The organism is Enterococcus raffinosus (genome assembly GCF_001886185.1).
GTDB lineage: Bacteria > Bacillota > Bacilli > Lactobacillales > Enterococcaceae > Enterococcus_A > Enterococcus_A raffinosus.
Genome location: NZ_JXLA01000056.1, coordinates 1 through 16423, shown reverse-complemented (window position 1 = coordinate 16423; position 16423 = coordinate 1). Strand labels below are relative to the sequence as shown.

Genomic DNA, 16423 nt, shown 5'->3' with positions numbered 1-16423 from the left:
GAAGGTTAAAACCCTAACTCTAATATACAGGGGGGAATAATATGCTTCAAAATTTTATTAATGGTCTGTATGACTTTCACTTTTTACAGAATGCTCTAATTACATCTGTAGTTATAGGGATTGTTTCTGGAACAGTAGGTTGTTTTATTATTTTAAGAGGAATGTCTCTTATGGGTGATGCTATTTCTCATGCTGTTTTGCCAGGAGTAGCAATTTCTTATATTTTAGGTATTAATTTTTTTATTGGTGCGATTGTATTTGGTCTATTAGCTTCTATCATTATTACTTTTATAAAAAGCAATAGTGTAATAAAAGGAGATACAGCAATTGGTATTACTTTCAGTTCTTTTTTAGCATTAGGAGTTATCCTTATAGGAGTTGCAAATAGCTCAACGGATTTATTTCATATCTTATTTGGAAATATTTTAGCTGTACAAGATATTGATAAGTGGATTACAATTGGCGTTTCTGTTTTAGTGTTGGTTACAGTTGTTCTATTTTTTAAAGAATTATTAATCACTTCTTTTGATCCATTAATGGCAAAAGCAATGGGGATGAATGTCAGTTTTTATCATTATCTATTAATGATTCTATTAACTTTAGTAGCAGTAACAGCTATGCAAAGTGTGGGAACTATATTAATTGTTGCAATGTTAATTACACCAGCTGCTACAGCATATTTATATGCAAACAGTTTAAAAACTATGATATTTATTTCGGCGACAGTCGGAGCGTGCTCATCATTGCTAGGTTTGTTCATTGGTTATAGTTTTAACATAGCAGCAGGATCAAGTATTGTTTTAACAGCGGCATTCTTATTTGTAATTAGTTTTCTAATCTCACCAAAACAAAAATTTTTAAGAAAGAAGGAGAGAAAGTTATGATGAGAAAATGGAAAGCAGTACTGGGAAGTCTGGGGATTTTGATTGCTCTTTTTATATTCGGGGCATGTTCAACAAATAGTAAAGACAAAGATACAGTGGCTTCGAACGAAAAATTAAAGGTAGTAGTTACTAATTCGATTTTAGCAGATATTACTGAAAATATAGCAAAAGATAAAATTGATTTACACAGTATCGTACCTATTGGGAAAGATCCCCACGAATATGAACCTTTGCCTGAAGATGTTCAAAAAACTTCAAAAGCAGATTTGATTTTTTATAACGGTGTTAACTTGGAAACTGGAGGAAATGCTTGGTTTACAAAATTAGTAAAAAATGCGAACAAAGAGGAAAACAAAGACTATTTTGCAGCAAGTGATGGCATAGATGTTATTTACTTAGAGGGTCAGAGTGAGAAAGGGAAGGAAGATCCCCATGCTTGGTTAAATTTAGAAAACGGTATTATTTACGCTAAAAATATTGAAAAACAGTTAGCGGAAAAAGATCCTGATAATAAAAAATTCTATAAAGAAAATCTAGATAAGTATATTGAAAAATTGGATTCTCTAGACAAAGAAGCTAAATCTAAATTTGCTTCAATTCCGAATGATAAAAAAATGATTGTTACAAGTGAAGGATGCTTTAAATATTTCTCGAAAGCGTATAATGTGCCTTCTGCTTACATTTGGGAAATCAACACTGAAGAAGAAGGAACACCAGATCAAATAAAACACTTAGTTGAAAAATTACGCACAACAAAAGTTCCCTCCTTATTCGTAGAAAGCAGTGTGGACGATAGACCAATGAAAACAGTATCAAAAGATACCAATATTCCTATCTATTCAACGATTTTTACTGATTCAATTGCAGAAAAAGGACAAGATGGTGATAGTTACTATGCGATGATGAAATGGAACCTGGATAAAATTGCTGAAGGCCTTTCGAAATAATTTGGAGGGTAGGTATGGTACAAATTAAAACAACTACTATACTAATTTATTTACTAGCAATTCAGGAATTATCAAAAAGAAAAAAGAAATTAAAAAATAATGATTTAGCAAAAGTTCTAAGTGTTAGTCCAGCATCTGTAAGTGAGATGCTGACTAAACTTAGATATGAGGACTATTTAGATATAGGATTTCAATTAACTGATAAAGGGAAAAAATTTATTGACGATTACAAAAAAGGTTTTAAGTAAAAGGCTTTATTTTTAGGGAGGATAAGAAAATGGCTATTGGAGTGATTATGATAGGACTTATCCTAATAGCTGGATATAATTTTTTTAAATCTTTCTCGGATTATTTTAGAAAAGGTGAATGATTTAGATGAGTCTATTAATTCTTGTAGGATTGCTTTTTGTATCAGTTATTTTGCTCTTTCTCATTAGTTTAGCTCTAAGGAATGAGTTCAGTAATAGACGTTAACGATTGAAACTTCAAGTCCTGTGTAAGATAATATAGTTAATTCATCTTATTAGGAGGAAGTACCCATAGAAACCAGAGATTATATTACAACTCACCAAAAATTAATAGAAAGTGGACTAAGCCATTTTGAAAAAGTAGGATTTCAGCAAACTAAGATAAGGCAACTGTGCTTGACCGCAGGCGTAACTACGGGTGCTTTTTATAAACATTTTACTTCTAAGGAAGCGTTATTTGAAGAAATTATTCAGCCGCATATTAATGCGCTTATTAATATGTATAATGAAGAGTTTACCAAATACCTCTTAAACTTAGAAAATATAGATATAGAGAAAAGTTGGAGAGAGAACTTCAATGAATTAGATCCATTTATTAATTATATTTTTGAGAATAAACGTATATTCGATTTGGTTTTATTCCAATCAGCTGGAACCAAATATCAAGATATTGTTGAAAAAATTACATCATTTGTGACAAAAAAAACAGTCTGTTGTCTAGATAAGTTAAAGACTATCGGAATGATCAATCAAAATTTAGTCTTTAATGAAGAAGAAATCCACTTCTACATTTACTCATTCTACGCTACATTCTATGATATATTGAAGCATAGCTATTCAAAAGAAAAGACTATGCTATTAACCAGAAGATTGTATCAATTTTCTGTTCCTGGGTGGATTGAATTACTGAGTTAATTAAAAAAAGCTTGCATTGAGAATTGTTCTCAGTTATGCTTTTTGATAAGATCGCACTGTTATCTGAATAACGGTGCATTTTTATCAGCTTAAGATAACAGTGCGATCTTATTTTTTGGAGGTGAAAGAGTGTTAAAAATCAATCCGTTAACCTTGATTACTTTAAATATTTTTTTTCCGGTCATTATTTTTTTAGGAAAGGGAAATACATTTCAAGTGGGGTGTTTCATTATTGCTACAGTTTTAGTATTGATGTTTCGTAAAATAAAGACATGTATTTATTTCATCTTGATTTATTCAGTTCTGTTTTTAGTAATGAAAATTATTGATGCTATCAAGATAGAGTTTTTTACTATATTTTTTGGGACATCCTTATATATTGTATTTCGAATGTTGCCGGTCGTAATGATCTCATGGTTGTTGGTTAGTGTCTATACTAGCAATGAATTATTATCCTCTTTAGAAAAAATACATTTACCGAAAAAAATAATGTTAAGTATTACAGTAGTGATCAGATTCTTTCCGACTTATCGTTCTGAAATAAGAATGATTAAAGAATCTTTAAAAATGAGAAACATTCGCTTGTCTTTTTTTCAGCCTCTGCAATATTTGGAATTTCTGTTAGTTCCCGTTCTTATACGTGCAACTATGATTGCTGAAGAAATGACCGCTAATGCAATAACAAAGGGGATAGAATCTCCTGTGAAAAGAAGTTCTTACTATAAAACAAACATGAGCTTATTAGACTATATCATCCTGTTTTCCGTTACTATTTTTTTCTTAAGTATTTTGATTTGAGGTGAAAGAATTGTTTGAATTTAACAATGTTTCTTTTTCATATAAGGATGTTAAGGAACAAGCGCTTGTTGACCTTAATTTTTCAATAAAAAAAGGCAGTCTTACATTGATTACTGGTTCTTCTGGGAGTGGGAAATCCACACTATTAAAGTTAATGAATGGACTTATTCCAAGACTTTATGACGGAAAATTGGTTGGGGAAATTTTATTTGAAAATAACTCGCTACAATCCTTAACACAAGAAAGTATATCAAAAAATATTGGCTACGTAAGTCAAGATCCTAGAGGACAATTCTTTACAACAAATACAACGAGTGAGTTAGTATTTTCGATGGAAAACTTTGGATTTACAAAAGAGCATATGGATAAAAGAATCAATGAATTAGCTGAATTATTAGATCTTTCAAATATATTAGATAAAAACATTTTTTCGCTATCAAGTGGTGAACGGCAGAAAATTTCTATTGGATGTAGTTTATCGCTAAACTCTAAATTAATTATATTGGATGAACCGTCTTCAAATTTGGACTTCAAAGCGACTAAGAAACTTGCTGACTTACTTTGTGATTTAAAAAATAAAGGATTTACTATTGTTATAGCTGAACATCGTTTTTACTATTTGAAAGAATTAATTGATCAAGTTCTATTTGTTAAAAATAGAACTGTAAAAACTACAACTATTCAGTTGTTAAAAACTGAAAACAATAACGCATTAAGGAAATTTGACATTTTTAATAGTTCGATTGAAGTTCCCTATATCGAAAAGGTAAGTGCAGATGTATTAAAAGTTGAAGAAATTACTTATGAAAATATTCTAAAAGACATAAATTTTGATGTCAAAGTTGGAGATGTTATTGGTTTGGTAGGGAAAAACGGTGTGGGGAAAACAACCTTACTAAGAATACTCATGAAGATTATTCGCCCTACCAAAGGAAAGATAATCGAAAATAAAAAAATTTCATCGCCGTTTTTAGTAATGCAAGAAATGGATTACCAATTTTTCACAGAATCAGTGAGGAGCGAGTTAGCCCTGGGGAATGAAATAGTTAGTAAAGATCAGCAAGAAAAAATTTTAAAAAAAATGGAACTTTATAAAATGAAAGATCAATTACCGTTTGATTTATCCGGTGGAGAAAAACAAAGATTATTGGTTTCTATAGCTTCATTGTCAAAAACTAATTTATTTCTATTTGATGAACCTACAAGTGGGTTGGATTATATTAATATGGAAAGGATTGCTGACCTTATTAAAGACTTAAAAGAAAAGGGTGCAGTAGTTATAGCCACTCATGATCCGGAATTTCTTTATAAAACATGCAATAGAATTATTTATTTAAAAAATGGTGGAATAAAAAAAGATATAAAACTTAGAGTAGAAGATTCAACTTTGATAGAACAGATTTTTAATGACATAACGAAATAGAATTGAGGAGAATATATATGAAAACAAAAGATTATATTTTTATTGGTTTAGCTACAGTTATTTCCCTAGTAATTTACTTTTTTTCAATAATGGTTAGTAGTATTGGTGGGGCGTTTGGTCACAGCATATCCCCAGGGATTTTTGGATTATTATCTGGAATCATATTTGTTTATATTAGCTATAACTACCCTAGAAAAGGAATTTTTACTATTTACACAATTGTTTTATTGTTATTTTTTACGTTAATGGGCGGGGCGTACTTACCTTGGTTTATCAGTTCGATTAGTATGGCGATCTTAGCTGATATTATTCTATCTGTATTTGGATATGATCGAGCAATTCCTCAAGTTGCGTCTTGGGCTCTAATGCAATTAGGCAGTGCTGCCGGACAGTGGATTCCTATATGGTTCTTTACAGATCGTTTTCGTCAAGATTGGATAGATAAAGGACAATCTGCTGCAACAATGGATGCAATGATCCACTATGCGGTAGGTATATGGGGAATCATTTCAGTGTTAGTTGTAGCAAGTTTATCTATGATTGGTGTATTGATTGGAAGAAAAGTCTTAAAAAAATACAAAAAATAGAACGTAGTTTACCTTCTATCTGTTTGTACATCTTTAATTTACGCTATTACGGAAAGCATTAACAGTTGTAAACGAATAAGAGAAGAAATTGAATGCGGGGGAGGAAAAAATGAAAGTATACAAAAAATTATTTAGTTATGTCCCTAAAATGAAATACTACGGATGGTTAGCCACTTTATTTTCTGATTTTTCTGTCGTATTAACAGTCTATGGATATTACAGTATTTACAAATTTCTTCAGTCTCTAATTATTGTAGGAGATGAATATTTAGCTAAGAGTTATGCGGTTCAAACTGTTGCTTGGTTAACTTTAGGAGCTTTATTTTATATTTTTTCTGGCTTATTTTCTCATATCCTTGGGTTTCGCTTAGAGACTAATTTGAGAAAAAAGGGAATTAGCGGTTTAACAGAAGCAAGTTTTCGTTTTTTTGATTTAAATTCTTCGGGATATATTCGAAAGACAATTGATGACAACGCGGCTAAAACACATATGGCAATTGCTCACTTGATTCCAGATAGTGCTCAAGCCATAGTAACACCTGTTTTATCAGTTGCCTTAGGCTTTTTCATTAACTTTAAAATTGGATTGGTTTTAATCGCCATGTTAGTAATTGGTGTATTCTTGTTAAAGAAAATGACAGAGAATACAAATTTTATTCAAAAATATCAAGAATCGTTAGATGTGTTAAGCTCTGAAACGGTAGAATATATCCGCGGAATTCAAGTTATAAAGATATTTGGTGCTAAAGTAACATCATTTAAAGCCTTGAATAAAGCAATTAACGATTATGCTAAGTTTGCATATAAGTATTCTTTGAGTGGGAAAACACCTTTTGTTCTTTTTCAATGGCTATTTTTTGGCATAGTTTGCATTTTGATAGTTCCTATAACCTTTTTTATAACTTCTCTTACCACTCCCAAGATATTAGCTGTTGACTTGTTGATGTTGTTTTTTTTAAGTGGAATTATTTTTGTTTCTTTCATGAGAATAATGTATGTAAGTATGCACTTGTTTGAAGCAAGATATGCAGTCGAAACACTAGACTCCCTTTATTTAGAAATGAAGCAAGACCAACTAAAATATGGGAACGAGACACAGATTAAAAATTGTGACATTGCATTTGAAAATGTCAGCTTTTCATACAAAGAAGAGTGTGTTTTAGAAAATTTCAACTTAGTTTTAGAACAAAAAAGAATTTATGCATTAGTAGGAAAATCAGGAAGCGGAAAGAGTACGATAGCTAAACTAATTTCAGGTTTCTACAATGTGGATAAGGGACAGATTAAAATTGGTGGTAAGCCTTTAAATCACTATTCAAAAGACACAATTATTAACACAATTGCTTTTGTCTTTCAAGATACGAAACTATTCAATCAGAGTATTTACGATAACGTTTCTATAGCAAATCCTCAAGCGCCAGCAAGTAAAGTATTTGACGCGCTAAGATTAGCCGGTTGCGAATCGATTTTAGAAAAATTTCCCGAAAGAGAGCATACCTTAATTGGTAGTAAAGGAGTTTATCTGTCAGGAGGAGAAAAACAACGTATAGCTATTGCCAGAGCAATTTTAAAAGATGCAAAGATTGTTATTATGGATGAAGCCAGTGCATCTATTGATCCAGATAATGAGTACGAACTACAAAAGGCTTTTCAACATCTGATGAAAGAAAAAACAGTTATTATGATAGCTCATCGATTATCCAGCATTAAATCTGTAGATGAAATTCTTGTCTTGTCAGAAGGGAAAATAGTAGAACGTGGAAATCATAATGAATTAATGGCTAAACATCAAGTGTATAAACAATTGGTCACTAATTATGAGAATGCAAATGATTGGAGGCTTGACAATGAAAAGTTTTTATAAAAACAAATTTGCTTTAAGTGATCAGGGCGCAGAAGCTTTAACTAAAGCTTCTATTTCTAGTTTTTTTGTATACTGCATTAATATGGTACCAGCATTCATTATAATGATGCTGATAGACGAATTAGTTTTAGAAAATACAAAGCCCCGTTGGCTTTATTTTGCCGTATCGTTTGTTACTTTGCTTTTCATGTATTGGTTGTTAGATAGGGAGTATGAAAACTTATATAATAGTACTTATAAAGAAAGTGCGCATTTAAGAGTGCAAATTGCAGACGATTTGTCAAATTTACCATTATCCTATTTTTCAAAACATAATTTATCAGATTTATCTCAAACTATCATGTCTGACGTTGAAGGTATTGAGCATGCGATGAGTCATGCAATACCTAAAGCCGGCGGTATGGCTCTGTTTTTCCCTTTTATTTCAGTGATGCTTTTGGTTGGTAATGTCAAAATGGGATTAGCTGTTATTTTGCCAACGTTATTTAGTTTTGTCTTAATCTTGTTATCAAAGAAATCCCAAACGAAAGCCAATACTAAATATTACGATACTTTGAGAGAAAACTCGGAAGAATTTCAAGAAACTATAGAATTGCAGCAAGAGATTAATAGCTTTAATCTATCTAAAAAAGTTCAAGACAGACTTTTCAAAAAAATGGAAGAGAGTGAAAGGATTCATTTAAAGGTAGAATTAAGTACTTTTTCAGTCATGGCCTTATCCTCTATTTTCTCATATGTTAGTTTAGCAGTAGTCATTCTAGTAGGTGTTCACTTACTGTTAACGGGTGAAGTGACTATACTCTACGTCGTTGGTTACTTACTAGCCGCAATAAAAATAAAGGATTCCTTCGATTCTATGAAAGAAGCAGTGCTTGAAATATTTTATTTAGCTCCTAAAATACAGCGAATTAGAGCTATGAAGGAAACCAGTATCCAAGAGGGATCAGATAGTCCTCTGAAATCTTTTGACATTGAGTTGCGAGATGTCTCTTTCTCATATGATAACAATACCCCAATTTTAGATCATATCTCTTTTACGGCTAAACAAGGAAAAGTGACTGCGTTAGTAGGTGCTAGTGGTTCCGGGAAAACTAGTATCTTGAAATTAGTGTCTAGACTGTATGATTATGATGAAGGCTGTATTTTAATTGATGGGTATGATATTAAACGTGTATCTCCAGCTTCTTTGTTTAGCAAAATCGCTATTGTTTTTCAAGAGGTAACTTTGTTTAATACAAGTATTTTGGAAAATATACGTATTGGAAATAGTCAAGCGTCAGATGAGGAAGTGAAAAAAGCAGCTCGTTTAGCTAACTGCGAAGACTTTATTGAAAAACTACCTGACGGTTATCATACATTGGTCGGAGAAAACGGAAGTTCACTTTCTGGAGGAGAGCGACAACGCCTATCCATAGCACGGGCTTTTTTGAAAAATGCGCCAATTTTAATTTTAGATGAAATTACTGCCAGTTTAGATGCGGAAAATGAAAAACGTATTCAGGAAAGTTTAAATCGTTTAATACAAGATAAGACAGTACTAATTATATCGCATCGCTTGAAGTCTATTGAAAAGGTAAATAAAATTGTAGTGATGGATCAAGGAAAAGTAGTTGATCAAGGTACTCATAGTGAGTTGTATCGAAGGTCAGAAATATATAAAAATCTCATAAAGAAAACTAAACTATCTGAGAAATTCGTCTATGAAAAAGAAGCTCAATCACGATGATTGTCAATGGCCAAGTTAAAATGTAGGTTTTTGGCCCATAAATAACAAGGTTACTTATACGACAACTTTTTTTCTTTATAATCTTTAATTCGATAAGACTTTCCAGTAATTTGAATAATCTTAGCGTGGTGCACTAATCGATCGATTAGTGCATTTGTTAATTTTTTATCTTGAAAAGTTTCAGCCCATTGAGACAAAGGAATATTCGTTGTAATAATGGTTGATTTTTTTTCATAGTGTAGATTAATTAATTGAAAGAACAACTTTGCCCCGTCAGGGGTAAAAGGCAAATAACCAATTTCATCAATAATTAGTAAATCGTAAGAAGCATATTTTTTTAACAATCGATCTAAATTTCCACGTTGATTTGCACGATTTAGTCGATTGACTAATTCATTGCTTAAAGCAAAATGGCAAGAATAACCTTTGGTTATAGCTTCTAGTGTAATGGCAATAGCTAAGTGAGTTTTCCCCACTCCGCTATTTCCAATAAACAATATATTATTATTTGTATCCATAAAGCGTAAGGTACACAAATCTAAAATCTCTGTTCGATTAATCTTTGGTTGAAATCCAAAATCAAAGTCATTGATTGTTTTTTTAAACGGTAAATTCGCCTTTCTTAAACGATTTTCTTTTTGGCGTTCACTTCGTGCGTTTATTTCTTCCGTCATTAAATGATTTAACGCTTCTACAAAACTAATATTTTCTTGAACAATGGTATCGAGATATTCTGGTAAAATTTCTCTCGTATGTTTTAAATTTAAATCTTCTAATTTGTTTAGTAATTGATAGTAATTAGACATAATGATTCACCTCTATAATTCGTCATACGCTTGTAAATTTTCATCAACAAAGCGTTCTAATTCTTCGTCTTCTAAATGTTTAAACACATCAGAACGTAGAATCTCTATATAGTCGTTTCGATGATAATTAAGCAATTGATGAGTAATTGTATGTGTGCGAATAAGAGTGGAGTCATCGTAGATATAAAGTTTATCTTCTTTTACACGAAGTGTAAGAATTTTACCGATGTAATTTACTGGCACAGAATATTTATTTTGATTCCATTGAACCATCGCTTCGTTAGATACTTTTCGTTTAATTTGTTTTTCAACAGAAGAATAGATTTTAAGTTGATTCGCATCAAAAGAAGATAGTTGTTCTTTTTCATATGACCAACGGTCACTAGGACATTCATGAATCGCTTGAGAAATTTCTTCAGTATTTAATGAATCCATGATTGTTTGAATAATTTTCTCTAATTCATGAGTGGATTCAAATTCATAATTAAATACACGAATTCGTTCGATTGTTCGTGCAAGAGCTTCAACTTTACCTTTTGTTTGAGGCCGAAAAGCACGACAAGCAATTGGAAGAAATCCCGCTTCTTTCGCATATTGTCGAAATCGCTCGTTAAAAACAACTTTAGAAAATTGACTTCGACTACGGTCAACAACAGTTTTCATATTATCAAACCATATTTCCGTAGGAACACCTCCGGTGTATTGAAAGGCATTAGTTAAGCAACGAAATAGAGTAGTTTGAGAACGATCAAAAGTTAGTTCTAAGTACTTAATTCTGGAATATCCTAAAACGTAAAGAAAGATATTACAAGAAATAACTTCGCCGAATTTATTGACTAATTTTAGATCTTCTTTCCAATCAACTTGAGCAGATAAACCAGGGGTTGTTTCCACACGAATCGTTGCTTTTTGTATTTTATCTGCTCGGATATTTCGACAATATCTTCTTAGTGTTCGTGCACTTCCACGATAGCCACGTTTAGAAATAAAATGATAAATGGCAGAAGAAGAACAGCCTAAAGCTAATTTGTCAGCGATAATATCTTCAAAATCACTAACCAAAGTTTTTTTGTTTTTATTCTTTTGAGCAAGTAAAGGCAATTTATTGCTTATTCCAGCTTCATAATAACGTTTTACTGTACGATAATCGCAATTGTATTGTTTAGCTAGAGCAGCATAATTAGGTTTTGTATGAGTCATAATGAAAGGTAACACTCCTTCATAAATATCTTTTCTCAATACGCTTTCCTCCTTGAATAAAATAACACAAGGAAAGCGTACCAGATGACGCATAAACCTACATTTTTATTTGGCCATTTTTCTACATTTTAACTTGGCCATTTACACGATGATGAAATAGGCTTTAAATTAACCTACAATTTTTGGGATATAGTTATAATTCTTTTTCAAAAAGAATAATTTTATTAAACAGCATCTAATTTTGAATACACGAAAGAATCAGTATGATTGAATTAGTTCACTTAATGTCTATTCTTATAATATAAGGAATAATCAAAGTTTTAAAAAATTGGCGATAAACCAGTTAAACATAAAAGATTGAATAAAAAGTTATAGTTTCTTTCATATTGCCGTTTTAAGTAGAGGAAAAGCTACTTAAAACGGTATTTGTGTTTGATTGGACTAATAAAAGTGAATTCTTATTTTTCAGAGCTTAAACTGCATATTCTTTTAAATGATTTGATTATCTCTATGTACCGATAAATTCGTTTTCAAATAGTTATCTATTCATATGAGTTTTATTTCATGTTATTTATTGTTGACAAGAGCAACTCTTGTTGGTAAAGTATCAGTGTCAAAACGTAACTATTACGATTTGAGATGTCTAAATAAAAATAAAAGGAGTATAAAGGTATATGGCAAAAAAGTCGAAAATTGCTAAAGCAAAGAAACAAATGGCGATGATTGAAAAGTACGCAGATAAACGTCAGGAATTAAAAGCCGCAGGAGATCGCACCGCTCTCGCTAAATTGCCAAGAGATTCAAATCCGAATCGTCTGAGGCTTCGTGATCAGACGGATGGTCGTCCAAGAGGGTATATGCGAAAGTTCGGTATGTCCCGTATTAAGTTTAGAGAACTTGCCCATCAAGGGTTGATTCCTGGAGTAAAAAAAGCAAGTTGGTAAAAGGAGGAAATATCATGGCAGTACCAGCAAGAAAAACATCTAAGGCGAAGAAACGGTTAAGAAGAACTCATCAAACTGTAGTAAAACCAGAAATTTCATTTGACGAAGCGAATGGTGATTATAGACGTAGCCATCATGTATCTTTAAAAGGGTACTATAATGGAAAGAAAGTAATTAAAGGAGCTTCAAAATAGTTTAATATATAACTTTTAGGAGGGAATCAAAATGGAAATTATTTACCCACCTTTAGTTGAAGAAGGATTAAAGTATTATCTTGAAACGACCCAGCAATCGCTAGATAAATGCACTTTTTATCGTTCGATGGTAGAGAGAGGAATTATTACTGAAACGGGTTTACCGACCCAACAGGCAATTGAAAATGGATTAGTCAAAGATTACTATGAGGACCAAGGCTTATCATTTGATGATTTTTTAAGAATCTATCCAATTTTTGAAGAGTATGACGAGGAGTTATTTCAATGTATTGATGGTTATTGGGAGATACCTGTTGATATGAAAGAAAATTTAGTTTCACAATTGGAATCTGGCGAGTTAACTTTTGAAGATGCACAACAAATTCAAGCATATCTTGAAGATCGATAAGTATTGAAGGAGGAAGATTTATGCGTCAAAATATTATTTTGGAATGTGTCGAAACTGGAGAACGTCTGTATCTCACCAGCAAAAATAAACGGAATAACCCTGAACGGTTAGAATTAAAAAAGTATTCGCCAAAATTGCGCAGACGGGCAATTTTCAAAGAAGTGAAATAGCTAAGTGGTAAAAAGGTGACAAAATGGGCATACCAGTTACAATCGTTTCTGGGTTTTTAGGGGCTGGAAAAACAACGCTAATCAATCAAGCCTTGCAAGTCTCACCCTACCCCAGGGAAGAAATTATTATAATTGAAAATGAGTTTGGTGAAGTTGGGATTGATCACAAATTATTAGTTCATAGCGAGGAACGGGTGTTACAACTAAATAATGGATGTATGTGTTGCAGTCTTCGCAGTGATTTATTAGCAATATTGATTTCTTTACTGGAAACAATAGAAGAACATCAACAACCAATTTCACAAATCATCATTGAAACTACAGGTATAGCAGATCCCCAACCAATCATTCAAACACTTTTAACAGCGCCTCAACTAAGAGGAAGAGTATATATCGATAGTTTATTGACTGTTATTGATAGTGACAGTTTTGAACTTATTGAAAGAGAACCACAAGCCCTTAAGCAACTTGTCATAGCAGATCGCATTTTTGTGTCTAGAAAACAAAACTTGAATTTATCTGCACTAAAAAAATTACAGAGAGAAATCAAAAGTATTAACCCTTTATCCGATATTCGAATGTTCACACATAGTGAAACGATTCAAAAAAAGGATTTTTATAATTTGGAAAAATTCAATCATCCCTTAGTTTTTGAAAGTGATTCATCAGAAAATCACTATAATGGCAAACACTATCATCAACATCATCAAGAACATGAGTTTAAATCAATTCTCTTAACTTCAGATCAAGACATAAAAAAAGATTTTTTATTCCAATGGATTGACCGGCTGATTTTAACCAACCAAGGGAGCCTGTATCGTTTTAAAGGATTGATTGCTTTGCAAGATCAAGATTTTATAGTTGCCATACAAGGGGTAAACGAACAGGTTAATTTTCAATACACCACTCGACAAAAAGACCAAACCACTATTATTCTAATTGGAAAAATGTTGGATGAAGAAAGGATCAAACAGAGTTTTGATAAATTACTGGCGGAAAGCAAATAATGATAAGTATTGATTAGGGGTAATTTCTAATGGAGAAAACGGATATATCTAGTGCATATCGACGACTTAAAAGCCCGAATATCAAAACTAGAAAAAGGGCATTAAAAATTATCAAAGAACATAAACAAAATAAAATGAAGAAATTAGCATAATTAAGGAAGGAAAAAGAATGAAGAAAATCAGTGTAGGACTTATTGGGATAGCAGCTCTAGGATTATTGGGAGCTTGCTCCAGCACTAATGATGCAAAAGTATCGAATGATAAAGATGGAAAATTAGAAATTGTAACAACATTCTATCCAATGTATGATTTCACCAAAAACATCGTCGGCGATGAAGCGAACGTGGATTTAATGGTTCCAGCGGGATCAGAACCTCATGACTATGAGCCCTCAGCTAAGGATATGGCAAAAGCTCATGATGCTGATGTTTTTGTATATCATAACGAAAACATGGAATCATGGGTACCAAAAGCTAAAGAAAGTTGGAAGAAAGCTGGGCCTAATGTAGTAGAAGGAACAAAAGACATGATTTTATTGCCAGGTAGTGAAGAAGAAGATCATGATCACGGAGAAGAAGATCACCATCATGAACTAGATCCTCATACGTGGGTTTCACCCAAAATGGCAATTAAGGAAGTTTCAAATATCAAGGATCAGTTAGTTAAATTGTATCCGAAAAAAGCAAAAGTATTTGAGACAAATGCTGAAAAGTATTTGACTAAACTGAAACGGTTGGATGCTGACTATACCACTAATCTTAAAGAAGCGAAACAAAAAAGTTTTGTGACACAACATGCAGCCTTTGGATATTTAGCTTTGGATTATGGATTGATACAAGTTCCTATTGCTGGACTAAGTCCTGAAGAAGAGCCATCTTCTGGTCGATTAGCTGAATTAAAAGAGTATGTTAAAAAAAATAAGATCAATTATATTTACTTTGAAAAGAATGCTAATGATAAAATCGCAAAAACTTTGGCCAATGAAGCTGGGATAAAATTGGAAGTATTGAATCCTCTTGAAAGTCTTACAAAAGAACAAATGGATAATGGTGAAGATTATGTTTCAGTAATGGAAGACAATCTAAAAGCGTTAGAGAAAACAACTATGGTTGCTGGTGAAGAGGTAGTTCCAGAAAAAGAAGCGAAGGATGAAAAGACAGTTGCTAATGGGTACTTTAAAGATGCCGATGTGAAGGATCGCGAATTGAGTGATTATACAGGCGAATGGCAATCTGTTTATCCGTTGTTAAAAGATGGAATTTTGGATGAAGTTTTCGATTACAAAGCAAAACTCAATAAAGACATGACAGCTGCCGAGTACAAAGATTATTATACTACTGGCTATAAGACAGATATTGATACTATCAACATTAAAGACAACACCATTGATTTTGTAGTCAACGGTGAACATCATCAATACACATACAAATATGTTGGATACAAAATTTTGAATTATGAAAAAGGAAACCGTGGTGTTCGTTTTAATTTTGAAACTGATGATGCAGGTGCTGGTCGTTTTAAATATATTCAATTTAGCGATCATGGAATTGCACCAAGTAAGGCAGAGCATTTCCATATTTTCTTTGGTGGAGAAAGTCAAGAAAAACTTTATAATGAAATGCATAATTGGCCTACTTTCTATCCAGCTTCATTATCTGAGCATGAGATTGCTCAAGAAATGATGGCCCATTAAAATCCAATCTTTGGAGGAAATACATGGTAAGAAAAGTATTATTGTCTATGGATTCCAAGAATATTGATGCTTATCGGCGTTATCGATTTGCAAAGCAAATGAGATTAAATGGGAGTACATTAGCTGATATTGCTGCAACTTTACATGTTAGTATTGACACAGTTCATAGAGTATTAAAACGGGATCCTGATTGTTGTTTTATCAAGGTCAATACTGGAAGAAGTAGACGTTTAGCAAAACGGCATAATAGCTTGGCCAATTAATTGATAATACCAGAGTAGATCATTTTTCCCTTATTTGGATTTGATCTGCTTTTTATTATTTCTTGAATTGTCAAATCAAGCGCAACACTTTATCAAAGAAGACTTCATAAGGTGTTCTCCAATCTAAACACTTTCTAGGTCTGTTATTCAGTTTTTCAATCATCTGATTTATCGTTGAGTTATCTACCGTAGCTATCTCTTTCGATTTTGGCAAGTATTCTCGAATGAGTCTATTCGTATTTTAATTTGTTCATTGTTGCCAAGGGCATGAGGATCTGGAAAATAAAAGGGCATATTATTCAATACTTCTGTAACTGCGAAATGATTGGAGAATTCTTTTCCTCT

General features: G+C 32.2%; 18 protein-coding genes and 2 pseudogenes. 18 read left to right on the top strand and 2 right to left on the bottom strand.

Annotated elements, in window-relative coordinates:
* Positions 1-41 precede the first annotated feature (41 nt).
* The 10 genes and pseudogenes from RV13_RS18975 (at position 42) to RV13_RS18935 (ending at position 9392) form a co-directional block, all read left to right on the top strand.
* A complete protein-coding gene (locus tag RV13_RS18975; protein WP_002297294.1) occupies positions 42-884 on the top strand; it encodes a metal ABC transporter permease in 843 nt (280 codons plus the stop codon).
* Entirely contained in the window at positions 881-1831 is a 951-nt protein-coding gene (locus RV13_RS18970; protein ID WP_002297295.1) for a metal ABC transporter substrate-binding protein, read from the top strand. The genes RV13_RS18975 and RV13_RS18970 overlap by 4 nt, the downstream gene beginning before the upstream one ends.
* A 14-nt stretch (positions 1832-1845) precedes the next feature.
* Positions 1846-2079 (top strand): metal-dependent transcriptional regulator, encoded by a 234-nt coding sequence (locus tag RV13_RS18965; protein WP_002302393.1) that lies wholly within the window; start codon positions 1846-1848, stop codon positions 2077-2079.
* Between the two features lie 330 nt (positions 2080-2409).
* The gene (locus RV13_RS18960; RefSeq protein ID WP_071875988.1) at positions 2410-2994 is read left to right on the top strand and encodes a TetR/AcrR family transcriptional regulator; all 585 of its coding nucleotides are present in this window, start codon (positions 2410-2412) and stop codon (positions 2992-2994) included.
* Positions 2995-3123: 129 nt separating this feature from the next.
* Positions 3124-3792 (top strand): energy-coupling factor transporter transmembrane component T, encoded by a 669-nt coding sequence (locus tag RV13_RS18955; RefSeq protein ID WP_002302402.1) that lies wholly within the window; start codon positions 3124-3126, stop codon positions 3790-3792.
* Position 3793: 1 nt separating this feature from the next.
* Positions 3794-4249, top strand: a pseudogene (locus RV13_RS21705) (ABC transporter ATP-binding protein); the annotation flags it as partial.
* Positions 4250-4639: 390 nt separating this feature from the next.
* Positions 4640-5215 (top strand): annotated as a pseudogene (locus tag RV13_RS21700) (ATP-binding cassette domain-containing protein); the annotation flags it as partial.
* Between the two features lie 17 nt (positions 5216-5232).
* Entirely contained in the window at positions 5233-5802 is a 570-nt protein-coding gene (locus RV13_RS18945) for an MptD family putative ECF transporter S component (protein WP_002302405.1), read from the top strand.
* Between the two features lie 109 nt (positions 5803-5911).
* Positions 5912-7666, top strand: coding sequence for an ABC transporter ATP-binding protein (locus RV13_RS18940; protein ID WP_002302406.1), 1755 nt, complete (start codon positions 5912-5914; stop codon positions 7664-7666).
* Positions 7650-9392, top strand: a complete 1743-nt coding sequence (locus RV13_RS18935; RefSeq protein ID WP_002302407.1) for an ABC transporter ATP-binding protein — start codon at positions 7650-7652, stop codon at positions 9390-9392. Before RV13_RS18940 ends, RV13_RS18935 begins: the two co-directional genes overlap by 17 nt.
* Positions 9393-9442: 50 nt before the next feature.
* Here the strand turns inward: RV13_RS18935 and istB are convergent, their stop codons facing one another.
* Together istB and istA are read right to left on the bottom strand one after the other, a co-directional pair.
* Complete coding sequence (istB, locus tag RV13_RS18930) at positions 9443-10198, bottom strand: IS21-like element helper ATPase IstB (protein WP_002302409.1); 756 nt, start codon at positions 10196-10198, stop codon at positions 9443-9445.
* A gap of 12 nt (positions 10199-10210) precedes the next feature.
* Positions 10211-11437, bottom strand: coding sequence for an IS21 family transposase (gene istA, locus RV13_RS18925; protein ID WP_002302410.1), 1227 nt, complete (start codon positions 11435-11437; stop codon positions 10211-10213).
* Positions 11438-12072: 635 nt separating this feature from the next.
* Here istA and rpsN point away from each other — a divergent pair.
* The 8 genes from rpsN to RV13_RS18890 are packed head-to-tail and all read left to right on the top strand — an operon-like array spanning position 12073 to position 16078.
* A complete protein-coding gene (gene rpsN, locus RV13_RS18920; RefSeq protein WP_002297316.1) occupies positions 12073-12342 on the top strand; it encodes a 30S ribosomal protein S14 in 270 nt (89 codons plus the stop codon).
* A 14-nt stretch (positions 12343-12356) separates the two neighbouring features.
* Positions 12357-12536, top strand: a complete 180-nt coding sequence (rpmF, locus tag RV13_RS18915) for a 50S ribosomal protein L32 (RefSeq protein ID WP_002297318.1) — start codon at positions 12357-12359, stop codon at positions 12534-12536.
* Positions 12537-12567: 31 nt separating this feature from the next.
* Positions 12568-12945, top strand: coding sequence for a hypothetical protein (locus RV13_RS18910; RefSeq protein ID WP_002297319.1), 378 nt, complete (start codon positions 12568-12570; stop codon positions 12943-12945).
* A gap of 20 nt (positions 12946-12965) precedes the next feature.
* Entirely contained in the window at positions 12966-13115 is a 150-nt protein-coding gene (rpmG, locus tag RV13_RS18905) for a 50S ribosomal protein L33 (protein WP_002297320.1), read from the top strand.
* Positions 13116-13138: 23 nt separating this feature from the next.
* Positions 13139-14122, top strand: coding sequence for a CobW family GTP-binding protein (locus RV13_RS18900; protein WP_002302411.1), 984 nt, complete (start codon positions 13139-13141; stop codon positions 14120-14122).
* Positions 14123-14151: 29 nt separating this feature from the next.
* Positions 14152-14274: a putative metal homeostasis protein gene (locus tag RV13_RS20835; RefSeq protein WP_002302412.1), complete on the top strand. Its 123-nt coding sequence runs from the start codon at positions 14152-14154 to the stop codon at positions 14272-14274.
* Between the two features lie 17 nt (positions 14275-14291).
* Entirely contained in the window at positions 14292-15815 is a 1524-nt protein-coding gene (locus tag RV13_RS18895; RefSeq protein ID WP_002302413.1) for a zinc ABC transporter substrate-binding protein AdcA, read from the top strand.
* Positions 15816-15838: 23 nt separating this feature from the next.
* A complete protein-coding gene (locus RV13_RS18890; protein ID WP_002304820.1) occupies positions 15839-16078 on the top strand; it encodes a helix-turn-helix domain-containing protein in 240 nt (79 codons plus the stop codon).
* The last annotated feature ends 345 nt before the right edge of the window (positions 16079-16423 follow it).